Source organism: Streptococcus panodentis, from assembly GCF_017884005.1.
GTDB classification, from domain to species: domain Bacteria; phylum Bacillota; class Bacilli; order Lactobacillales; family Streptococcaceae; genus Streptococcus; species Streptococcus panodentis.
In genome coordinates this window covers 1-12,751 of record NZ_QFAY01000003.1, presented here as the reverse complement: position 1 = coordinate 12,751, position 12,751 = coordinate 1, and the positions used below count along the sequence as shown (strand labels likewise).

At 45.6% G+C, this 12,751-nt stretch carries 14 protein-coding genes, 1 other RNA gene and 2 pseudogenes; 16 read left to right on the top strand and 1 reads right to left on the bottom strand.

The features are described from left to right. Nucleotides 1-91: 91 nt before the first annotated feature. The 12 genes and pseudogenes from DHL47_RS01830 to rpsU all read left to right on the top strand — a co-directional run bounded on the left by DHL47_RS01830 (nucleotide 92) and on the right by rpsU (nucleotide 8,114). Nucleotides 92-469, top strand: a complete 378-nt coding sequence (locus DHL47_RS01830) for a BlaI/MecI/CopY family transcriptional regulator (RefSeq protein WP_128836855.1) — start codon at nucleotides 92-94, stop codon at nucleotides 467-469. A gap of 16 nt (nucleotides 470-485) precedes the next feature. Then, entirely contained in the window at nucleotides 486-1,934 is a 1,449-nt protein-coding gene (locus DHL47_RS01825; protein ID WP_209550709.1) for a M56 family metallopeptidase, read from the top strand. A gap of 423 nt (nucleotides 1,935-2,357) precedes the next feature. Then, a complete protein-coding gene (locus tag DHL47_RS01820) occupies nucleotides 2,358-3,089 on the top strand; it encodes a polyphosphate polymerase domain-containing protein (RefSeq protein WP_209550708.1) in 732 nt (243 codons plus the stop codon). A 14-nt stretch (nucleotides 3,090-3,103) separates the two neighbouring features. Beyond that, nucleotides 3,104-3,787 carry a DUF4956 domain-containing protein gene (locus DHL47_RS01815; RefSeq protein ID WP_209550707.1) on the top strand — a complete coding sequence of 228 codons (684 nt, stop codon included), beginning with the start codon at nucleotides 3,104-3,106 and terminating at the stop codon, nucleotides 3,785-3,787. Between the two features lie 262 nt (nucleotides 3,788-4,049). Further along, entirely contained in the window at nucleotides 4,050-5,216 is a 1,167-nt protein-coding gene (locus DHL47_RS01810; protein ID WP_209550777.1) for an IS110 family RNA-guided transposase, read from the top strand. Between the two features lie 162 nt (nucleotides 5,217-5,378). Then, nucleotides 5,379-5,591: pseudogene (locus DHL47_RS13295) on the top strand (IS110 family RNA-guided transposase); the annotation flags it as partial. A 115-nt stretch (nucleotides 5,592-5,706) separates the two neighbouring features. Next, the gene (locus tag DHL47_RS01805; protein WP_245335517.1) at nucleotides 5,707-5,952 is read left to right on the top strand and encodes a hypothetical protein; all 246 of its coding nucleotides are present in this window, start codon (nucleotides 5,707-5,709) and stop codon (nucleotides 5,950-5,952) included. An 11-nt stretch (nucleotides 5,953-5,963) separates the two neighbouring features. After that, nucleotides 5,964-6,287 carry a hypothetical protein gene (locus DHL47_RS01800; RefSeq protein WP_128837306.1) on the top strand — a complete coding sequence of 108 codons (324 nt, stop codon included), beginning with the start codon at nucleotides 5,964-5,966 and terminating at the stop codon, nucleotides 6,285-6,287. A 9-nt stretch (nucleotides 6,288-6,296) separates the two neighbouring features. Beyond that, the gene (locus tag DHL47_RS01795; RefSeq protein WP_209550706.1) at nucleotides 6,297-6,923 is read left to right on the top strand and encodes a hypothetical protein; all 627 of its coding nucleotides are present in this window, start codon (nucleotides 6,297-6,299) and stop codon (nucleotides 6,921-6,923) included. After that, nucleotides 6,920-7,582, top strand: a complete 663-nt coding sequence (locus DHL47_RS01790) for a hypothetical protein (protein ID WP_209550705.1) — start codon at nucleotides 6,920-6,922, stop codon at nucleotides 7,580-7,582. The genes DHL47_RS01795 and DHL47_RS01790 overlap by 4 nt, the downstream gene beginning before the upstream one ends. After that, nucleotides 7,579-7,821: pseudogene (locus DHL47_RS01785) on the top strand (hypothetical protein); the annotation flags it as partial. The gene DHL47_RS01790 and the pseudogene DHL47_RS01785, both read left to right, overlap by 4 nt. Before the next feature lie 116 nt (nucleotides 7,822-7,937). Then, on the top strand, nucleotides 7,938-8,114 hold the full coding sequence (rpsU, locus tag DHL47_RS01780; RefSeq protein ID WP_000048054.1) for a 30S ribosomal protein S21: 177 nt from the start codon (nucleotides 7,938-7,940) through the stop codon (nucleotides 8,112-8,114). A gap of 123 nt (nucleotides 8,115-8,237) precedes the next feature. Here the strand turns inward: rpsU and mscL are convergent, their stop codons facing one another. Then, nucleotides 8,238-8,624: a large conductance mechanosensitive channel protein MscL gene (gene mscL / locus DHL47_RS01775; RefSeq protein ID WP_128837304.1), complete on the bottom strand. Its 387-nt coding sequence runs from the start codon at nucleotides 8,622-8,624 to the stop codon at nucleotides 8,238-8,240. Between the two features lie 156 nt (nucleotides 8,625-8,780). Between mscL and dnaG the strand changes: the two genes are divergently transcribed. The 4 genes from dnaG to ssrA all read left to right on the top strand — a co-directional run bounded on the left by dnaG (nucleotide 8,781) and on the right by ssrA (nucleotide 12,542). Beyond that, nucleotides 8,781-10,571 (top strand): DNA primase, encoded by a 1,791-nt coding sequence (dnaG, locus tag DHL47_RS01770; RefSeq protein ID WP_338060075.1) that lies wholly within the window; start codon nucleotides 8,781-8,783, stop codon nucleotides 10,569-10,571. A 2-nt stretch (nucleotides 10,572-10,573) separates the two neighbouring features. Further along, nucleotides 10,574-11,686 (top strand): RNA polymerase sigma factor RpoD, encoded by a 1,113-nt coding sequence (gene rpoD / locus DHL47_RS01765; RefSeq protein WP_209550703.1) that lies wholly within the window; start codon nucleotides 10,574-10,576, stop codon nucleotides 11,684-11,686. Nucleotides 11,687-11,780: 94 nt separating this feature from the next. Beyond that, entirely contained in the window at nucleotides 11,781-12,119 is a 339-nt protein-coding gene (locus DHL47_RS01760) for a metal-sulfur cluster assembly factor (protein ID WP_128837303.1), read from the top strand. 74 nt (nucleotides 12,120-12,193) lie between these two features. After that, nucleotides 12,194-12,542: a transfer-messenger RNA gene (gene ssrA / locus DHL47_RS01755) on the top strand. Nucleotides 12,543-12,751 lie beyond the last annotated feature (209 nt).

The window sequence follows — 12,751 nt, the reverse complement described above, 5'->3', positions numbered from 1 at the left end:
CAGCCGCCAACTTCCTAGCATAATGGTTGACTTTTTCATTAGACAAGTGTAGAATAAAAGAAGAAGCAGTCTATAGAAAGTACACTGAAATATGAATAAATCAATCAAACGTTTACCGGACGGCGAGTTTGCTATTTTGAAAACCATCTGGCAGCTGCCGGCTCCGACAACCTCTGCGCAGATTATGGCCAAGCTGGGCCAAAGCAATCACTGGAAACCGCAGACTCTGCTGACGGTTTTGGCCCGTTTGACAGAAAAGGGCTTCTTGGAAAGTGTCCGCAAGGGCCGCGAGCGCCAGTATACTGCCTTGATTTCTGAGGAGGAATATTTAGAGGTCGAGACGTCAGATTTTCTGAAACGCTGCAGCGGCCATTCCATGGGCGGTCTGGTCAAGACGCTTTTCTCTTCCAATTCCCTTTCGGAACATGAACTAGATGAACTGCGCAGTCTTTTAAACAAGGAAAGCTAAAGATTGGGGGTTGGATATGAAAGATTTGCTATTCTCTTTCCTGCTGACTAGTTTTGCTACCTCCTTTATCATTCTGCTGCTGAGTCTGACTTTTGCGGTTTTTAAGAGCCGGATTTCGATCAGGACGCAGTATTTCACTTGGTCTTTGGTCCTTGCCAGCCTGCTGATTCCCTTCCGGCCTCAGTTTGGTCTTGGGCTGATCCGCTTCAGTCCGGAGCCGATCCGTCAGACAGCTGTCAGCAGTTCGGGAGCGGCCCAGCCTGCCGTCCAGAGCGCTCAAGCAGCCAGTCAGTCCGGTCTTTTAGAGCAGTTTTTGGCCCTGCCGTGGTTTGAGATATTCTTTGCCCTCTGGCTGCTGGGCTTTCTCTTTAGCTTGGGCAAATATGCCTACTCTTATGTCCGCTTTCAAAAGCTGCTAAAACGCTGGGGGGAGCCCGTGACAGATGCCGATATGCTGGAGCAGCTGCAGGCTGTCCAGCAGGATATGAGGATGAAGGGCAGCATCGGCCTGCTTCATTATCCTATGGCCCACAGTCCCTTGCTGGTCGGTCTGAAAAAAGCAGTTATTGTCCTGCCGGAGCTGGACTATACCGAGGAAGAGCTCAGCCTGATTTTCAAGCACGAGCTGACCCACTACCGGCACCGGGATGTCTGGGTCAATCTGCTGGGACTGGCTGTGAAGAGCCTGTATTGGTTTAATCCCATTATCGCTTTTGCCTGCAAGGAAAGTCAGGAAGCAGGAGAGATGTACTGTGACCATGATGTGCTGTTCAGCAAGGACAGCGATTACCGTACCTTCTATGGGGAAACCATTCTGACCATGATTAACCGCAGCAGAAAGAGTCCGCTGGCCCTGACGACCTGCTTTTATTCGAATAAGTTCAATCTGAAGCGCCGCATTGTCGGTATCATGGACAATCGTCTGCCCCGGAAATTCCTGTCAGCCTTTCTGGCCTTGGCAGCTGCTTTCCTATTGCTCCTGTCGGGGTCCGTGTTTGCCTTGGAGGACAGGAGCAGCCAGACGGCTGCCTCTCTGCCGGCTTCGCAGAAAGGCTCGAGCTCCGAGGTCAGCCAGCAAGCAGCAGTGGCAGCCCTTTTAAAGGAACTGTCTCTGTCTGAGAAAGACATTGCCGATCTTCAGGTGGTTCGTGAGAAAGACACCTACCACATCAGCTTTTCCCATGGCCAGACAGCCTATGAGAATCTGGTCAGTGCCAAGGACGGGAAATTGCTGCGCAGCAAGCAGCATACAGTGGTTGAAAAAACGGTGACAGTAGAAAAAGAAGTGCCGGCCTCTTCTGCCGCAGGGGAAACAGCCCAGTCAGACGGCAGCTCTGCCACTCAGGCAGAAAGTGCCAATCCTTCCGGAGGAGCAAGCTCCAGTTCTCAGGCACCTGCTCAGAAAAGCGCAGCTCAGGATGCAGATGATGACGAGCGGGACAGCGAGGACCAGGATGAGGATTAAATCAGCATTCTGTCAGTTTAAGCTTCTTAAAAGCTTTGGCTGATAGAATGTTTTTATATTCTTAGAGAAGGTGCTGAGAATAAACAGATCCTCACCAAGCTTTTTTCTTGACATAGAGAAACGACAAGTGTAGAATATATCTATAAACTACATTTGTCGAAAATGTCCGAATTTAAGTGCAGAGGGGCAGAAGCAACGACCATTCAGACGCTTGTCATCCTCTTTGAAAATCAAAACAGACTCCTAAGTGTACAGGCTGGCCAAAGTATTCTTCAAGCTTTTCTGTCTGCTTCCCCAGTCTGCTCTCCTTTACCCTGACAGTGGCAGAGGCAGCTGATTTTCACCGAGCAGTCAGTGCAGAGCGGCGGCTCTCTTTATTTTAGATTATAAAACTACACTTGTAGAATAAAAAGGAGAACTCTCATGAAACAAAAGCAAATCCAGACCAATTTTCAACGCATCGAAACCAAGTATGTCCTTGACAGAGCCAGCTTAGCCCGGCTGGAGGCTGAAATGAAGCCCTATCTGATGGAGGACGACTATGCGACCTCGACGATTTCCAATGTTTACTTTGATAATGATGATTTCCAGATGATTCAGGATTCGATTGCCCGGCGGGGCGGGCGAGAAAAGATGCGGATGCGGACCTATGCCGCCCAGCCGACCGAGGAGAGTCAGGTCTTTCTGGAGATTAAAAAGAAATCGGAGGAAGTCGGCTTTAAATACCGTCTGGTCTCCAATCCTCTGTCTGTGGTCAACTATATCACCAATGGTCTGGAAGACCATACCATTTCCGATGACCGGGTCAAAGCAGAGGTGGAGCAGCTGCAGGATCGCTATCTGGATCTGAAGCCTAAAATGGTGATCAGCTATGATCGTTACTCCATGAAAGGGCGGGAAGACAAGAAGGTGCGTGTGACGGTCGACTCCAATATCCGCTACCGCGATTACGACGTGGATTTGACTTCCGGCCGCTATGGCCTGCCGCTTCTGGAAGAGGATAAGGTGATTATGGAAATTAAGGTTCCGGGCCACTATCCTGCTTGGCTGTCCGCTATTTTGGACAAGTACGGCCTAGAGGATCAGTCCTTCTCTAAATACGGCAATGCTTACCTGAAGACCAAGGAAAGACTTGCCCGGACCGTTAAATCCTAAGAGGGAGGACCGCTATGCTCGACCAAATATTTAACAGTATCTATTCATCCACAGAGGTCAAGATTAATCCCTTAGCGCTGATTTTCGCCTTAGTGACCAGTTTGGTGCTGGGGATGGTTCTGGCCAAGGTCTACAAGCGCCAAACCATTTATACCAAGGAGTTTGTCATCACTCTGTCCATCCTGCCGACCATTATTTCGATTATCATTTTCTTGGTCAATGGCAATCTGGGCACCAGTGTGGCCGTTGCCGGTACTTTCAGCCTCATTCGCTTTCGCTCGGCTGCGGGAGGGTCCAAGGAATTGCTGGCTATCTTTGTCGCCACAGCCATCGGGATTACGACCGGCATGGGCTTTGTCACGCTGGCCATCGTCTTTACCCTCTTGATTTCCCTTGTCTGGCTGCTTTTTGAAAATATGAGCTTCACCTCAGTCAGCCAGACCAGACGCTATGTCACGATTAACATTCCAGCGGACTTTGACTACGAAGTGCTCTTTGAGGCTATCTTCGCCAAGCACTGCAAATCAGCGGAACTGACCGCCATCCAGTCTGCTGCAAACCGTACCATGAAGCTGGAATATGTCATTGACCTCAATGCCGAAGTCAGCGACAGCCAGCTGGTCCAGCAGTTTCTGCGCTATGACAAGGTCAAAGAAATCTCTCTGTCAAAAGCAGCCAAGAAACGCAAGACCCTGTAGAAAGAAGGCGAGGCTGAGACAGACGCCCATGATGGCTGCGCCCTCACCCACAAAGGTATGAAAACAAGTCAAAAGCCCTCATTAGGTGTATAATCCTAGTGAGGGCTTTGCGGTTGATAACTTACTGAATGAAAACTTCGAGGGACAAACTGATCCATTCCACTGACGAGCACCCCAAAATATCGCCTTGTGCATGAGTATAAAATTACGATAAACAATCAGTGGATAAGCCCTCCATTTATAACTAAAGGAGGAATGGATGATGGATATTCTCTATAAATCCTGTGCAGGAATTGATGTCCACCAATCCAATGTTGTAGTCTGTATCTTACACGGCTCCCTTCTCAGCACTCGTCCAAAACGAGAAGAGGCTCGGTTTGATACTACAACGGCTGGCTTAAAAGCCTGTCATGACTTTCTGAAGAGTTATCAGGTTCAGGCTGTCGGTATGGAAAGTACTGGTGTTTACTGGGTGCCGGTTTGGCATGCCTTATATCATGACTTTGAATGTATCTTGGCTCAGCCGGCACATATGAAAGCTATTCCGGGGAAAAAGACCGATAAAAAGGACGCCCACTGGATTGCTCAGCTGACCAGGATTGGACTGCTTCCTAAAAGTTTTGTTCCGGATGAAGACATTCAAGAATTGCGAGATTTAACGCGTCAAAGAAAACATTATGTCGAATCCCGAAACAGGGAAGTCAATCGAATCCATAAGATTCTTCAAATGGGCGGCATCAAACTCACCACTTACATTGAGGATATCATGGGAATGTCGGGTCGGAATCTCCTGAATCTGCTCTGTGATGGTGAAAGCATCACGGAAGCCGGAATCAGAAAAGCTGTTTATACGAGTTTGAAAAAGAAAATTCCAGAACTCATGCAGGCCATGGATGGTTATTTTTCAGAGCACCATCGCTTTATGTTAAGCGAGTCTCTGGACATCTATGATTTCTATCAAGATAAAATCTTACAGTTAGAAAAACGAATCAGCCGCTGTCTTAAGAACTATCAACGGGAAGTAGACATTTTAGACAGTATTCCTGGAGTTGACCGGATAACAGCCTCTGTTTTGATTGCCGAAATCGGTGTCGATATGGGGCAGTTCCCAACAGCCGAACAGTTGGCTTCCTGGGCTGGGTTATGTCCTGGCAATAATGAGAGTTCTGGGAAGAAACGGAGTACAAAAATCAGACGGGGAAATGCTTATTTAAAGAAATGTTTATGCCAGGCTGTTTTTGCGGCCCGGCGACAGAAGAATTCTCCCATTAGCCAACGGTTCAACCAAATCAGGTCTCGCAGAGGACCGCAGAAAGCCACGATTGCCATTGCACACTCTCTATTAAAACTAGCCTATTATTTACTGTCCTACCAGCTGACGTTTGACGATTTTCAAGCAGCACAAAAAAGAATGTTAGAGACGAGCTAACATTCCATATTTATTTTTTCACTTTGATTATATCATAGGGGGAGACTTTTTGCATCTTTTTGAAGTTTTCGTATAAAATGTTTATGCCAGGCTGTTTTTGCGGCCCGGCGACAGAAGAATTCTCCCATTAGCCAACGGTTCAACCAAATCAGGTCNNNNATAAAATGTTTATGCCAGGCTGTTTTTGCGGCCCGGCGACAGAAGAATTCTCCCATTAGCCAACGGTTCAACCAAATCAGGTCTCGCAGAGGACCGCAGAAAGCCACGATTGCCATTGCACACTCTCTATTAAAACTAGCCTATTATTTACTGTCCTACCAGCTGACGTTTGACGATTTTCAAGCAGCACAAAAAAGAATGTTAGAGACGAGCTAACATTCCATATTTATTTTTTCACCTTGATTATATCATAGGGGGAGACTTTTTGCATCTTTTTGAAGTTTTCGTATAAAATAATTCAAGTCAAAGTCAGACTGATTTAGATTTTGACTTGAACGATGTATCTAGTTTTGAGAATGCCAATATCAAAGATGTTGAATCCTTTTTGGACGAGCAGTTGAAAGGATTTACTAAATCACCATTAAAAAGGGGTGAAGGACTTAGATATTATGATGGTAAGGGGAATTCTTGGCAATTAAATGATGGTTATAAAAACGCTACAGACAGCGTGCATGGTGGACCCTATTTAAAGACAACTTATAATGGAGAAATTATTAGAATTCCATTGCAAAAATAAAGGAGAATGATATGAAAACAGAGGACTTAATTGAATTGTTACAGTCAATTTTAGAAGAAGATGCAATCATCAGTAGATTATTTACATATTTTCATCTGCATAAAGAATATGAAATAAGCGACTTGAACAAAATTATTGAGATTGGCATTACAGAGAAAGTTTTTTTGATTATTAATGTGACCGATGAATCAATTGAATACAAAAGAATCGAATGGAGTGAAAGCAATACATACCAAGAGGTTATTTTTAGCAATCCACAGGACTACATACCAAGTTTATTTTCGAACCCCGTCCAAATTCCTGACTTGTTTCTAAAATGCGTGAAAAAGGAATGATGAAGTAGTATGAGACTATACATCAAAAGTGACTATTGTAAAAGAATAACATTTACTACTAGAAATCTGGTTTGGAAAATGTGGTTTAAGGAATGGCATGGTCATCCTATTACATACTCAAACGTCGGTGATGATGAAATGCTACAAGATGATTTCTTTTTTGGTGTACAATTTGATAAATGGCGATTTAATGATAAACGATGGAATCATATACCATACGACAAGAGCAATCCTTGGAATTCGTTTTCTGATGAAAATATTCAGTTGGAATTTGAAAATGATTTTATTACGGATGGGAGAGAGCGTGGAGAACACCTTAGGATTGCGACGACACATACGGACATTTTAACGGTTGATAAACGTGCTATGTATATTATGGCAATCGAAGTGGCGACTGCAATAGACGGTCAAATCAGCGAAGACGACAAAGAAACTTGGCTGAGCATTGAAGAATTTAAAGCAAAACATGCAGACCTGCTGCATTTGACCTACGATGAAGCGGTCGATATTAGTTTGGAGGAACTAGAGGTTATGGAGGCGGTAGATGAACCGCTTTGGGATGAATTGCATAAGGGATGGGAAGAGTACATAGCCATTCATGGAGAACGAGTTTATGACGACGAGGAAGACGAGTGAGAATTTATATAAAAGGCGATTTTACTAAAAAAATACCATTCAATTATTTGGAACTAGCGAAGAAAATGTGGTTTGAAAGTTATCAAGGAGAAGGTATCCCTCTCTCCTATTCTGGTTTTCGTCAAATCAGAGATGAGAATGATTTAGCCATTCATCTAAAACTAGATAAACAGGATTATGACGAACGTTGGTTGCATATTCCGATACAAGAAGGGATAAAATACCGTTTTTATTCACAAATTGATGAAGACCTAAATTTGGAATTTGAGAATGCTTATGTAACAGATTTTCGCGAAAATGGAAACTGTTTACGTTTGGCCTCTACCCATCTTGAACTGCTCACTCTTGATAAAAGAGCGTTCTATATCATGGCCATTGAGATTGCCACAATCTTTAATGGACAAATTAGTGAAGATGACAAGAAAACATGGTTAACAATCGAGGAATTTAAGAAAAAGTACGAAGATATTCTATCTCTAACCTTTGACGAAGCCAATGAGATGAGTCTGGAAGAAATTCAAACGATGGGTGCGATTGACGATTCCATCTGGGAAGAGTTGGATAGGAAGCGCGAGGAATACATTAAAATCCATGGTGAAGTGGAATTGGATGATGAATACGAAGACGACGATGAGTTCGAGGACGAGGAAGACGAGTGAGACTATACCTTAAAGGCAACTACAAAACTAGTATCTATCAAGCTGGTATGGAATATCCTTGGAAAATGTGGTTCAAGGAACGCAAGGGAGTGAAAGTTGGTTTTTCTTATGCACTTGATGATGATTTTTATTTGAGTTTGACTCTAGATAAATTTTCTTCAAATGATGAGCGTTGGGGAATGGCTGATTTTAAAATAGGAGATGATCCTTGGGCGGCTTTTAAGCGTGAAAACTTAAATCGCTGAAATGAGCTAAAATGAAACTGAAAATCTGCTTTTCTTGCGAAAAATCCTTGACAGGCTAACATAGATGTGGTAAAATGATAAAGATTTTGGACTTGAAGGGAGTGAAAAATATGTCAAAAACAGTAGTACGCAAGAATGAATCACTTGATGATGCACTTCGTCGTTTTAAACGTGCGGTTACTAAAGCTGGGACTCTTCAAGAAACACGCAAACGTGAATTCTATGAAAAACCTTCTGTAAAGCGCAAACGCAAATCAGAAGCAGCGCGTAAACGTAAAAAATTCTAATTGAGCAAAATGACAGGCTTCGGTCTGTTTTTTTGTTTGTGACTCTTTGGAGAGAGGCAGATGTGCTTTGGATTGGGAGCAGCAGGGCAAGAAAAAACACTGATTTTCATCAGTGGATTTTTCTTATTTTTTCTCAGCCAATAAAGCTTTGATTTCTTGCAGGACTTCCAGTTCGGTTGGTCCGGCTGGTGCTTCTTCAGCAGCTTCTTCGTTTTTCTTAGCCAGGCTTTGAGCTTTTTCAGCAGACTTGACGATGAAGAAGAGAACGGTACCGATGACCAGGAAGTTGATCACAGCGCTCAGGAAACTTCCGTAAGCAATTCCGTTCCATTTCAAACCTGCGATTTGGTCTACGCCGGCAGCTTTCAGAGCTGGGTTGAGAATCAGCGGAGTGATAATGTCCTCAATCAATGAAGTGACGATTGCGCCGAAAGCATTGGCGATAATCACACCGACTGCCAAGTCAATGACATTTCCGCGCAGCAAAAATTCTTTAAGATCCTTTAACATTTCTTTTTTTCCTTTCAAGAAATTTATTAATGAGATTATATTATAGCTTAAATAAATGACATTGACAAGCTATTTGCTTATCAAATATTTTACATTTGTGTGATTTTATTATAAAATATAGAGTGATATTCTATGATAAATTGGAGGTATTGTCTATTGATTGATAAAGAAACCATTTCTGAAATTAAAAATAGTGTCAATATCGTTGATGTCATAGGAGAAACGGTGGCCTTGACCAAGGCAGGGAGAAATTTTCTGGGTCTCTGTCCCTTTCATGGTGAAAAAACGCCTTCCTTCAACGTAGTAGAGGACAAGCAGTTTTATCACTGTTTTGGCTGCGGCAAGTCGGGTGATGTTTTTAAATTTATAGAAGATTACCGAGGGGTATCCTTTATGGATGCGGTACAGGTGATTGCTGAGCGGGCGGGAATCCCTTTGGCAGCAGAAAACGCCGGCAGCGACCGGCCCCGGCAGCAGCATCCGCATCAAGCCCTCTATGACATTCATACCGAGGCGGCTAAGTTCTACCATGCAGTTCTCATGACGACCAAGATGGGGGAGCAAGCCAGAGACTATCTTTATCAGCGCGGTCTGACCGATGAGGTACTCAAGCATTTTCAAATCGGTCTGGCTCCCAGTGAGGGCAATTACCTGCATCAGAGCATGGCTGGCAAGTTTGATGAAAACACCATTATGAACTCAGGCCTCTTTAATCTGGCGGAGAATAATCTGGTCTATGATGCTTTTCAGAATCGGATCATGTTTCCTCTGACCAATGACAGCGGTCAGGTGGTAGCCTTTTCCGGACGGATCTGGCAGGAAGCGCCTGCTGACGGCCACACAGCCAAGTATAAAAACAGCCGGGCCACTGCTATTTTTAATAAGAGCTATGAGCTTTACCATCTGGATAGGGCCAAGCCGGTCATCAAGAAAAGCCATGAGGTTTATCTGATGGAGGGCTTTATGGATGTCATTGCAGCTTATCGGGCAGGGATTGAAAATGCAGTTGCTTCGATGGGGACGGCCCTGACACCTGAGCATGTCCAGCATCTGAGTAAGTACAGCAAAAAGATTATCCTGTCTTATGATGGGGATAAGGCGGGGCAGGCTGCGACAGCTAAAGCTTTGGATGAGCTGAGAGACCTGTCGGTGGAGATTGTCCGCTTTCCTGACAATCTGGATCCTGATGAATTTCTGGCTAAACATTCGCCTGAGGATTTGCAGCATTTGCTGACCAAAACGCGAATAAGTAATGTGGAGTTTCTCCTGCATTATCTGAAGCCGGATAATATCGAAAATCTGCAGGCCCAGATTGACTTTCTGGAAAAGATGGCTCCGATTATTGCTAAGACCAAGTCTATCACGGCCCAGCAGTCTTATATCTATATGCTGACGGATCTCCTGTCCTATTTTGAATTTCAGCAGGTCGAGCAAGCGGTTAATAACAGCCGGCTGGACGGCCGCAGGGAGCGGCAGGAGGAGCAGGGCTATCAGAGTTACCAGCAGGCGCCGGCAGTTGTGGAGCAGCCGCTTTCCAAGCAGCTGTCGCCTTTGATAAGAGCGGAGAACCACCTGCTGTACCGCATGGTCCACAGCCCCCTCATTTTAAATCAGTATCGGCTGAGAGAGGATTTTGCTTTTGCGACGGAGGAGCTGCAGACCCTCTACACCATCCTCCTGTCTAACGGCGAGGTGACGCCGCAGGATTTGTCCCAGCTGCCGGACAGTGTGCAGCATGCCTGGTATTACATGCTGGAGGCAAATCTGCCGGAAGAAAGCTCAGATGAGGAACTGAGGGAGGTAGAGGAGACCAGAGAGAAGGAGCTGCTCCGCAAGGACAACCAGCTCATCAGCAAAAAGCTTCGTGAGCACTATCACAATGGAAATACGGATGCTGCCTTGCTGGATTTGCAGCAGATTATCGAACAAAAAAGAAGAATGGAGTAGGAATGGCTACAAAACAAAAAGAAGTAACAACATTGGATGTGCAAGTTGCAGAATTTATCCGCAATCATAAGCAGACTGGTACAGCGACAGATGATGAAATCAATGATCAGCTGGTCATTCCTTTCACACTGGATGCAGACGGTATCGAGGATTTGCTGCAGCGGATTCAGGATGCAGGCATTTCCATTACTGACAAGGAGGGAAACCCCAGTGCGCGTGTCCTCAACAATGAGGAAGAAGAAGCTGAGCTGAGCGATGAGGAGCTCTTGGGCAGCAATTCTGCCAAGGTCAATGATCCCGTCCGCATGTACCTGAAAGAAATCGGGGTAGTGCCGCTCTTGACCAATGAAGAGGAGCAGGAGCTGGCTATTTTGGTCGAGCAGGGGGACTTGGAAGCCAAGCAGCGTCTGGCGGAGGCCAACCTGCGTCTGGTCGTGTCCATTGCCAAGCGCTATGTCGGCCGCGGCATGCAGTTTCTGGACCTAATCCAGGAAGGCAACATGGGCCTTATGAAGGCCGTTGATAAGTTTGACTACACCAAGGGATTTAAGTTTTCTACTTATGCGACTTGGTGGATCCGTCAGGCCATTACCCGTGCCATTGCTGACCAGGCTCGGACCATTCGCATTCCGGTTCACATGGTGGAGACCATTAATAAGCTGGTCCGTGAGCAGCGCAATCTCCTGCAGGAGCTGGGCCAAGACCCGACACCGGAGCAGATTGCGGAGCGGATGGATATGACACCGGACAAGGTCCGTGAGATCCTCAAGATTGCCCAAGAGCCCGTGTCTCTGGAAACGCCGATTGGCGAGGAAGATGACAGCCATCTGGGCGATTTTATCGAGGATGAAGTGATTGAAAATCCGGTAGACTACACGACTCGGGTCGTCCTGCGTGAGCAGCTGGATGAAGTGCTGGATACCTTGACCGACCGGGAGGAAAATGTCCTGCGTCTGCGCTTCGGGCTGGATGACGGCAAGATGCGGACGCTGGAAGATGTGGGCAAAGTCTTCAATGTGACCCGCGAGCGGATCCGTCAGATCGAGGCCAAGGCTCTGCGCAAGCTCCGCCACCCAAGCCGCAGCAAACCGCTTCGTGACTTTATTGAAGATTAAGCTTCTGCATTCCCAGCAATCATAGAGGCCAATGTCATCTATGGATGCTGCTTCTCAACAGACATGCTGCAAACAATCTAAAGGAGGACAGGCTATGTCAGAAAAAAACTATACCCCTGAAGAAATTGAAAAGATTAAAACTCGGATTTTGGAGAGCTTGGAGCAGGTGATTGACCCAGAATTGGGGATTGATATTGTCAATCTGGGCTTGATTTATGAGATTCGTTTTGACGGCGCAAGCGGCGAAACAGAAATCGACATGACCCTGACGACCATGGGCTGCCCTCTGGCGGACCTCCTGACCGATCAGATCTACGACGCCATGTCAGATGTCCCAGAGGTGACCAAGACCGATGTCAAGCTGGTCTGGTATCCGGCCTGGACGGTGGAGAAAATGAGCCGCTATGCTCGCATTGCTCTGGGGATTCGATAGTCAAGCAGACCTGTGCGGCCAGTGCAGGTTTTTGCATTTTTCGGCAGCTTCTGTTATAATGATGATACTGTCTTGGGGTCGTTACGGATTCGACAGGCATTATGAGGCATATTTTGCAACTCATCTAGCGGATGTAAAACGCCAGTTAAATATAACTGCAAAAAATAACAATTCTTACGCTTTAGCTGCCTAAAAACCAGCCAGCGTGACCCGATTCGGATGGCTTGTGTCTGATGACAGGTCTTATTTTCAGCAAGCTACGGTAAAATCCAGTCTAGGGATTTTGCAGGAGATGAATAGACTCGCCTGACTTGGGCCTGAGCTGTGTGTCAAAGTCAAGTTAAAGCAAGACACAGCCTATGGTTGTAGACAAATGTGCTAGCAGGTGTTTGGACGTGGGTTCGACTCCCACCGGCTCCATTGTTGTTTTTTGAATTTTTTTAAAACTTTTTAAAACGTTGAGAAATCAGCGTTTTTTGCTTGAGCTCTATATTTTGAAGGAATGAAAAAAGCCAACTAGAGGTCTAGCTGACTTTCTTTGGATGATGGATTCCCTGGCGGTGGGACAGAACTAAATTTTTAAAAATTTAGTTCCCTTCACTCTTTTGTTTCTAAGCTCAGGCTGAAAAGGT

What these genes read in the sequence shown, in the direction of transcription:
- DHL47_RS01830 (WP_128836855.1), top strand. Translation starts at nt 92, where the DNA reads ATGAATAAATCAATCAAACGTTTACCGGACGGCGAGTTTGCTATTTTG.
- DHL47_RS01825 (WP_209550709.1), top strand. Translation starts at nt 486, where the DNA reads ATGAAAGATTTGCTATTCTCTTTCCTGCTGACTAGTTTTGCTACCTCC.
- DHL47_RS01820 (WP_209550708.1), top strand. Translation starts at nt 2,358, where the DNA reads ATGAAACAAAAGCAAATCCAGACCAATTTTCAACGCATCGAAACCAAG.
- DHL47_RS01815 (WP_209550707.1), top strand. Translation starts at nt 3,104, where the DNA reads ATGCTCGACCAAATATTTAACAGTATCTATTCATCCACAGAGGTCAAG.
- DHL47_RS01810 (WP_209550777.1), top strand. Translation starts at nt 4,050, where the DNA reads ATGGATATTCTCTATAAATCCTGTGCAGGAATTGATGTCCACCAATCC.
- DHL47_RS01800 (WP_128837306.1), top strand. Translation starts at nt 5,964, where the DNA reads ATGAAAACAGAGGACTTAATTGAATTGTTACAGTCAATTTTAGAAGAA.
- DHL47_RS01795 (WP_209550706.1), top strand. Translation starts at nt 6,297, where the DNA reads ATGAGACTATACATCAAAAGTGACTATTGTAAAAGAATAACATTTACT.
- rpsU (WP_000048054.1), top strand. Translation starts at nt 7,938, where the DNA reads ATGTCAAAAACAGTAGTACGCAAGAATGAATCACTTGATGATGCACTT.
- mscL (WP_128837304.1), bottom strand. Translation starts at nt 8,624, where the DNA reads ATGTTAAAGGATCTTAAAGAATTTTTGCTGCGCGGAAATGTCATTGAC.
- rpoD (WP_209550703.1), top strand. Translation starts at nt 10,574, where the DNA reads ATGGCTACAAAACAAAAAGAAGTAACAACATTGGATGTGCAAGTTGCA.
- DHL47_RS01760 (WP_128837303.1), top strand. Translation starts at nt 11,781, where the DNA reads ATGTCAGAAAAAAACTATACCCCTGAAGAAATTGAAAAGATTAAAACT.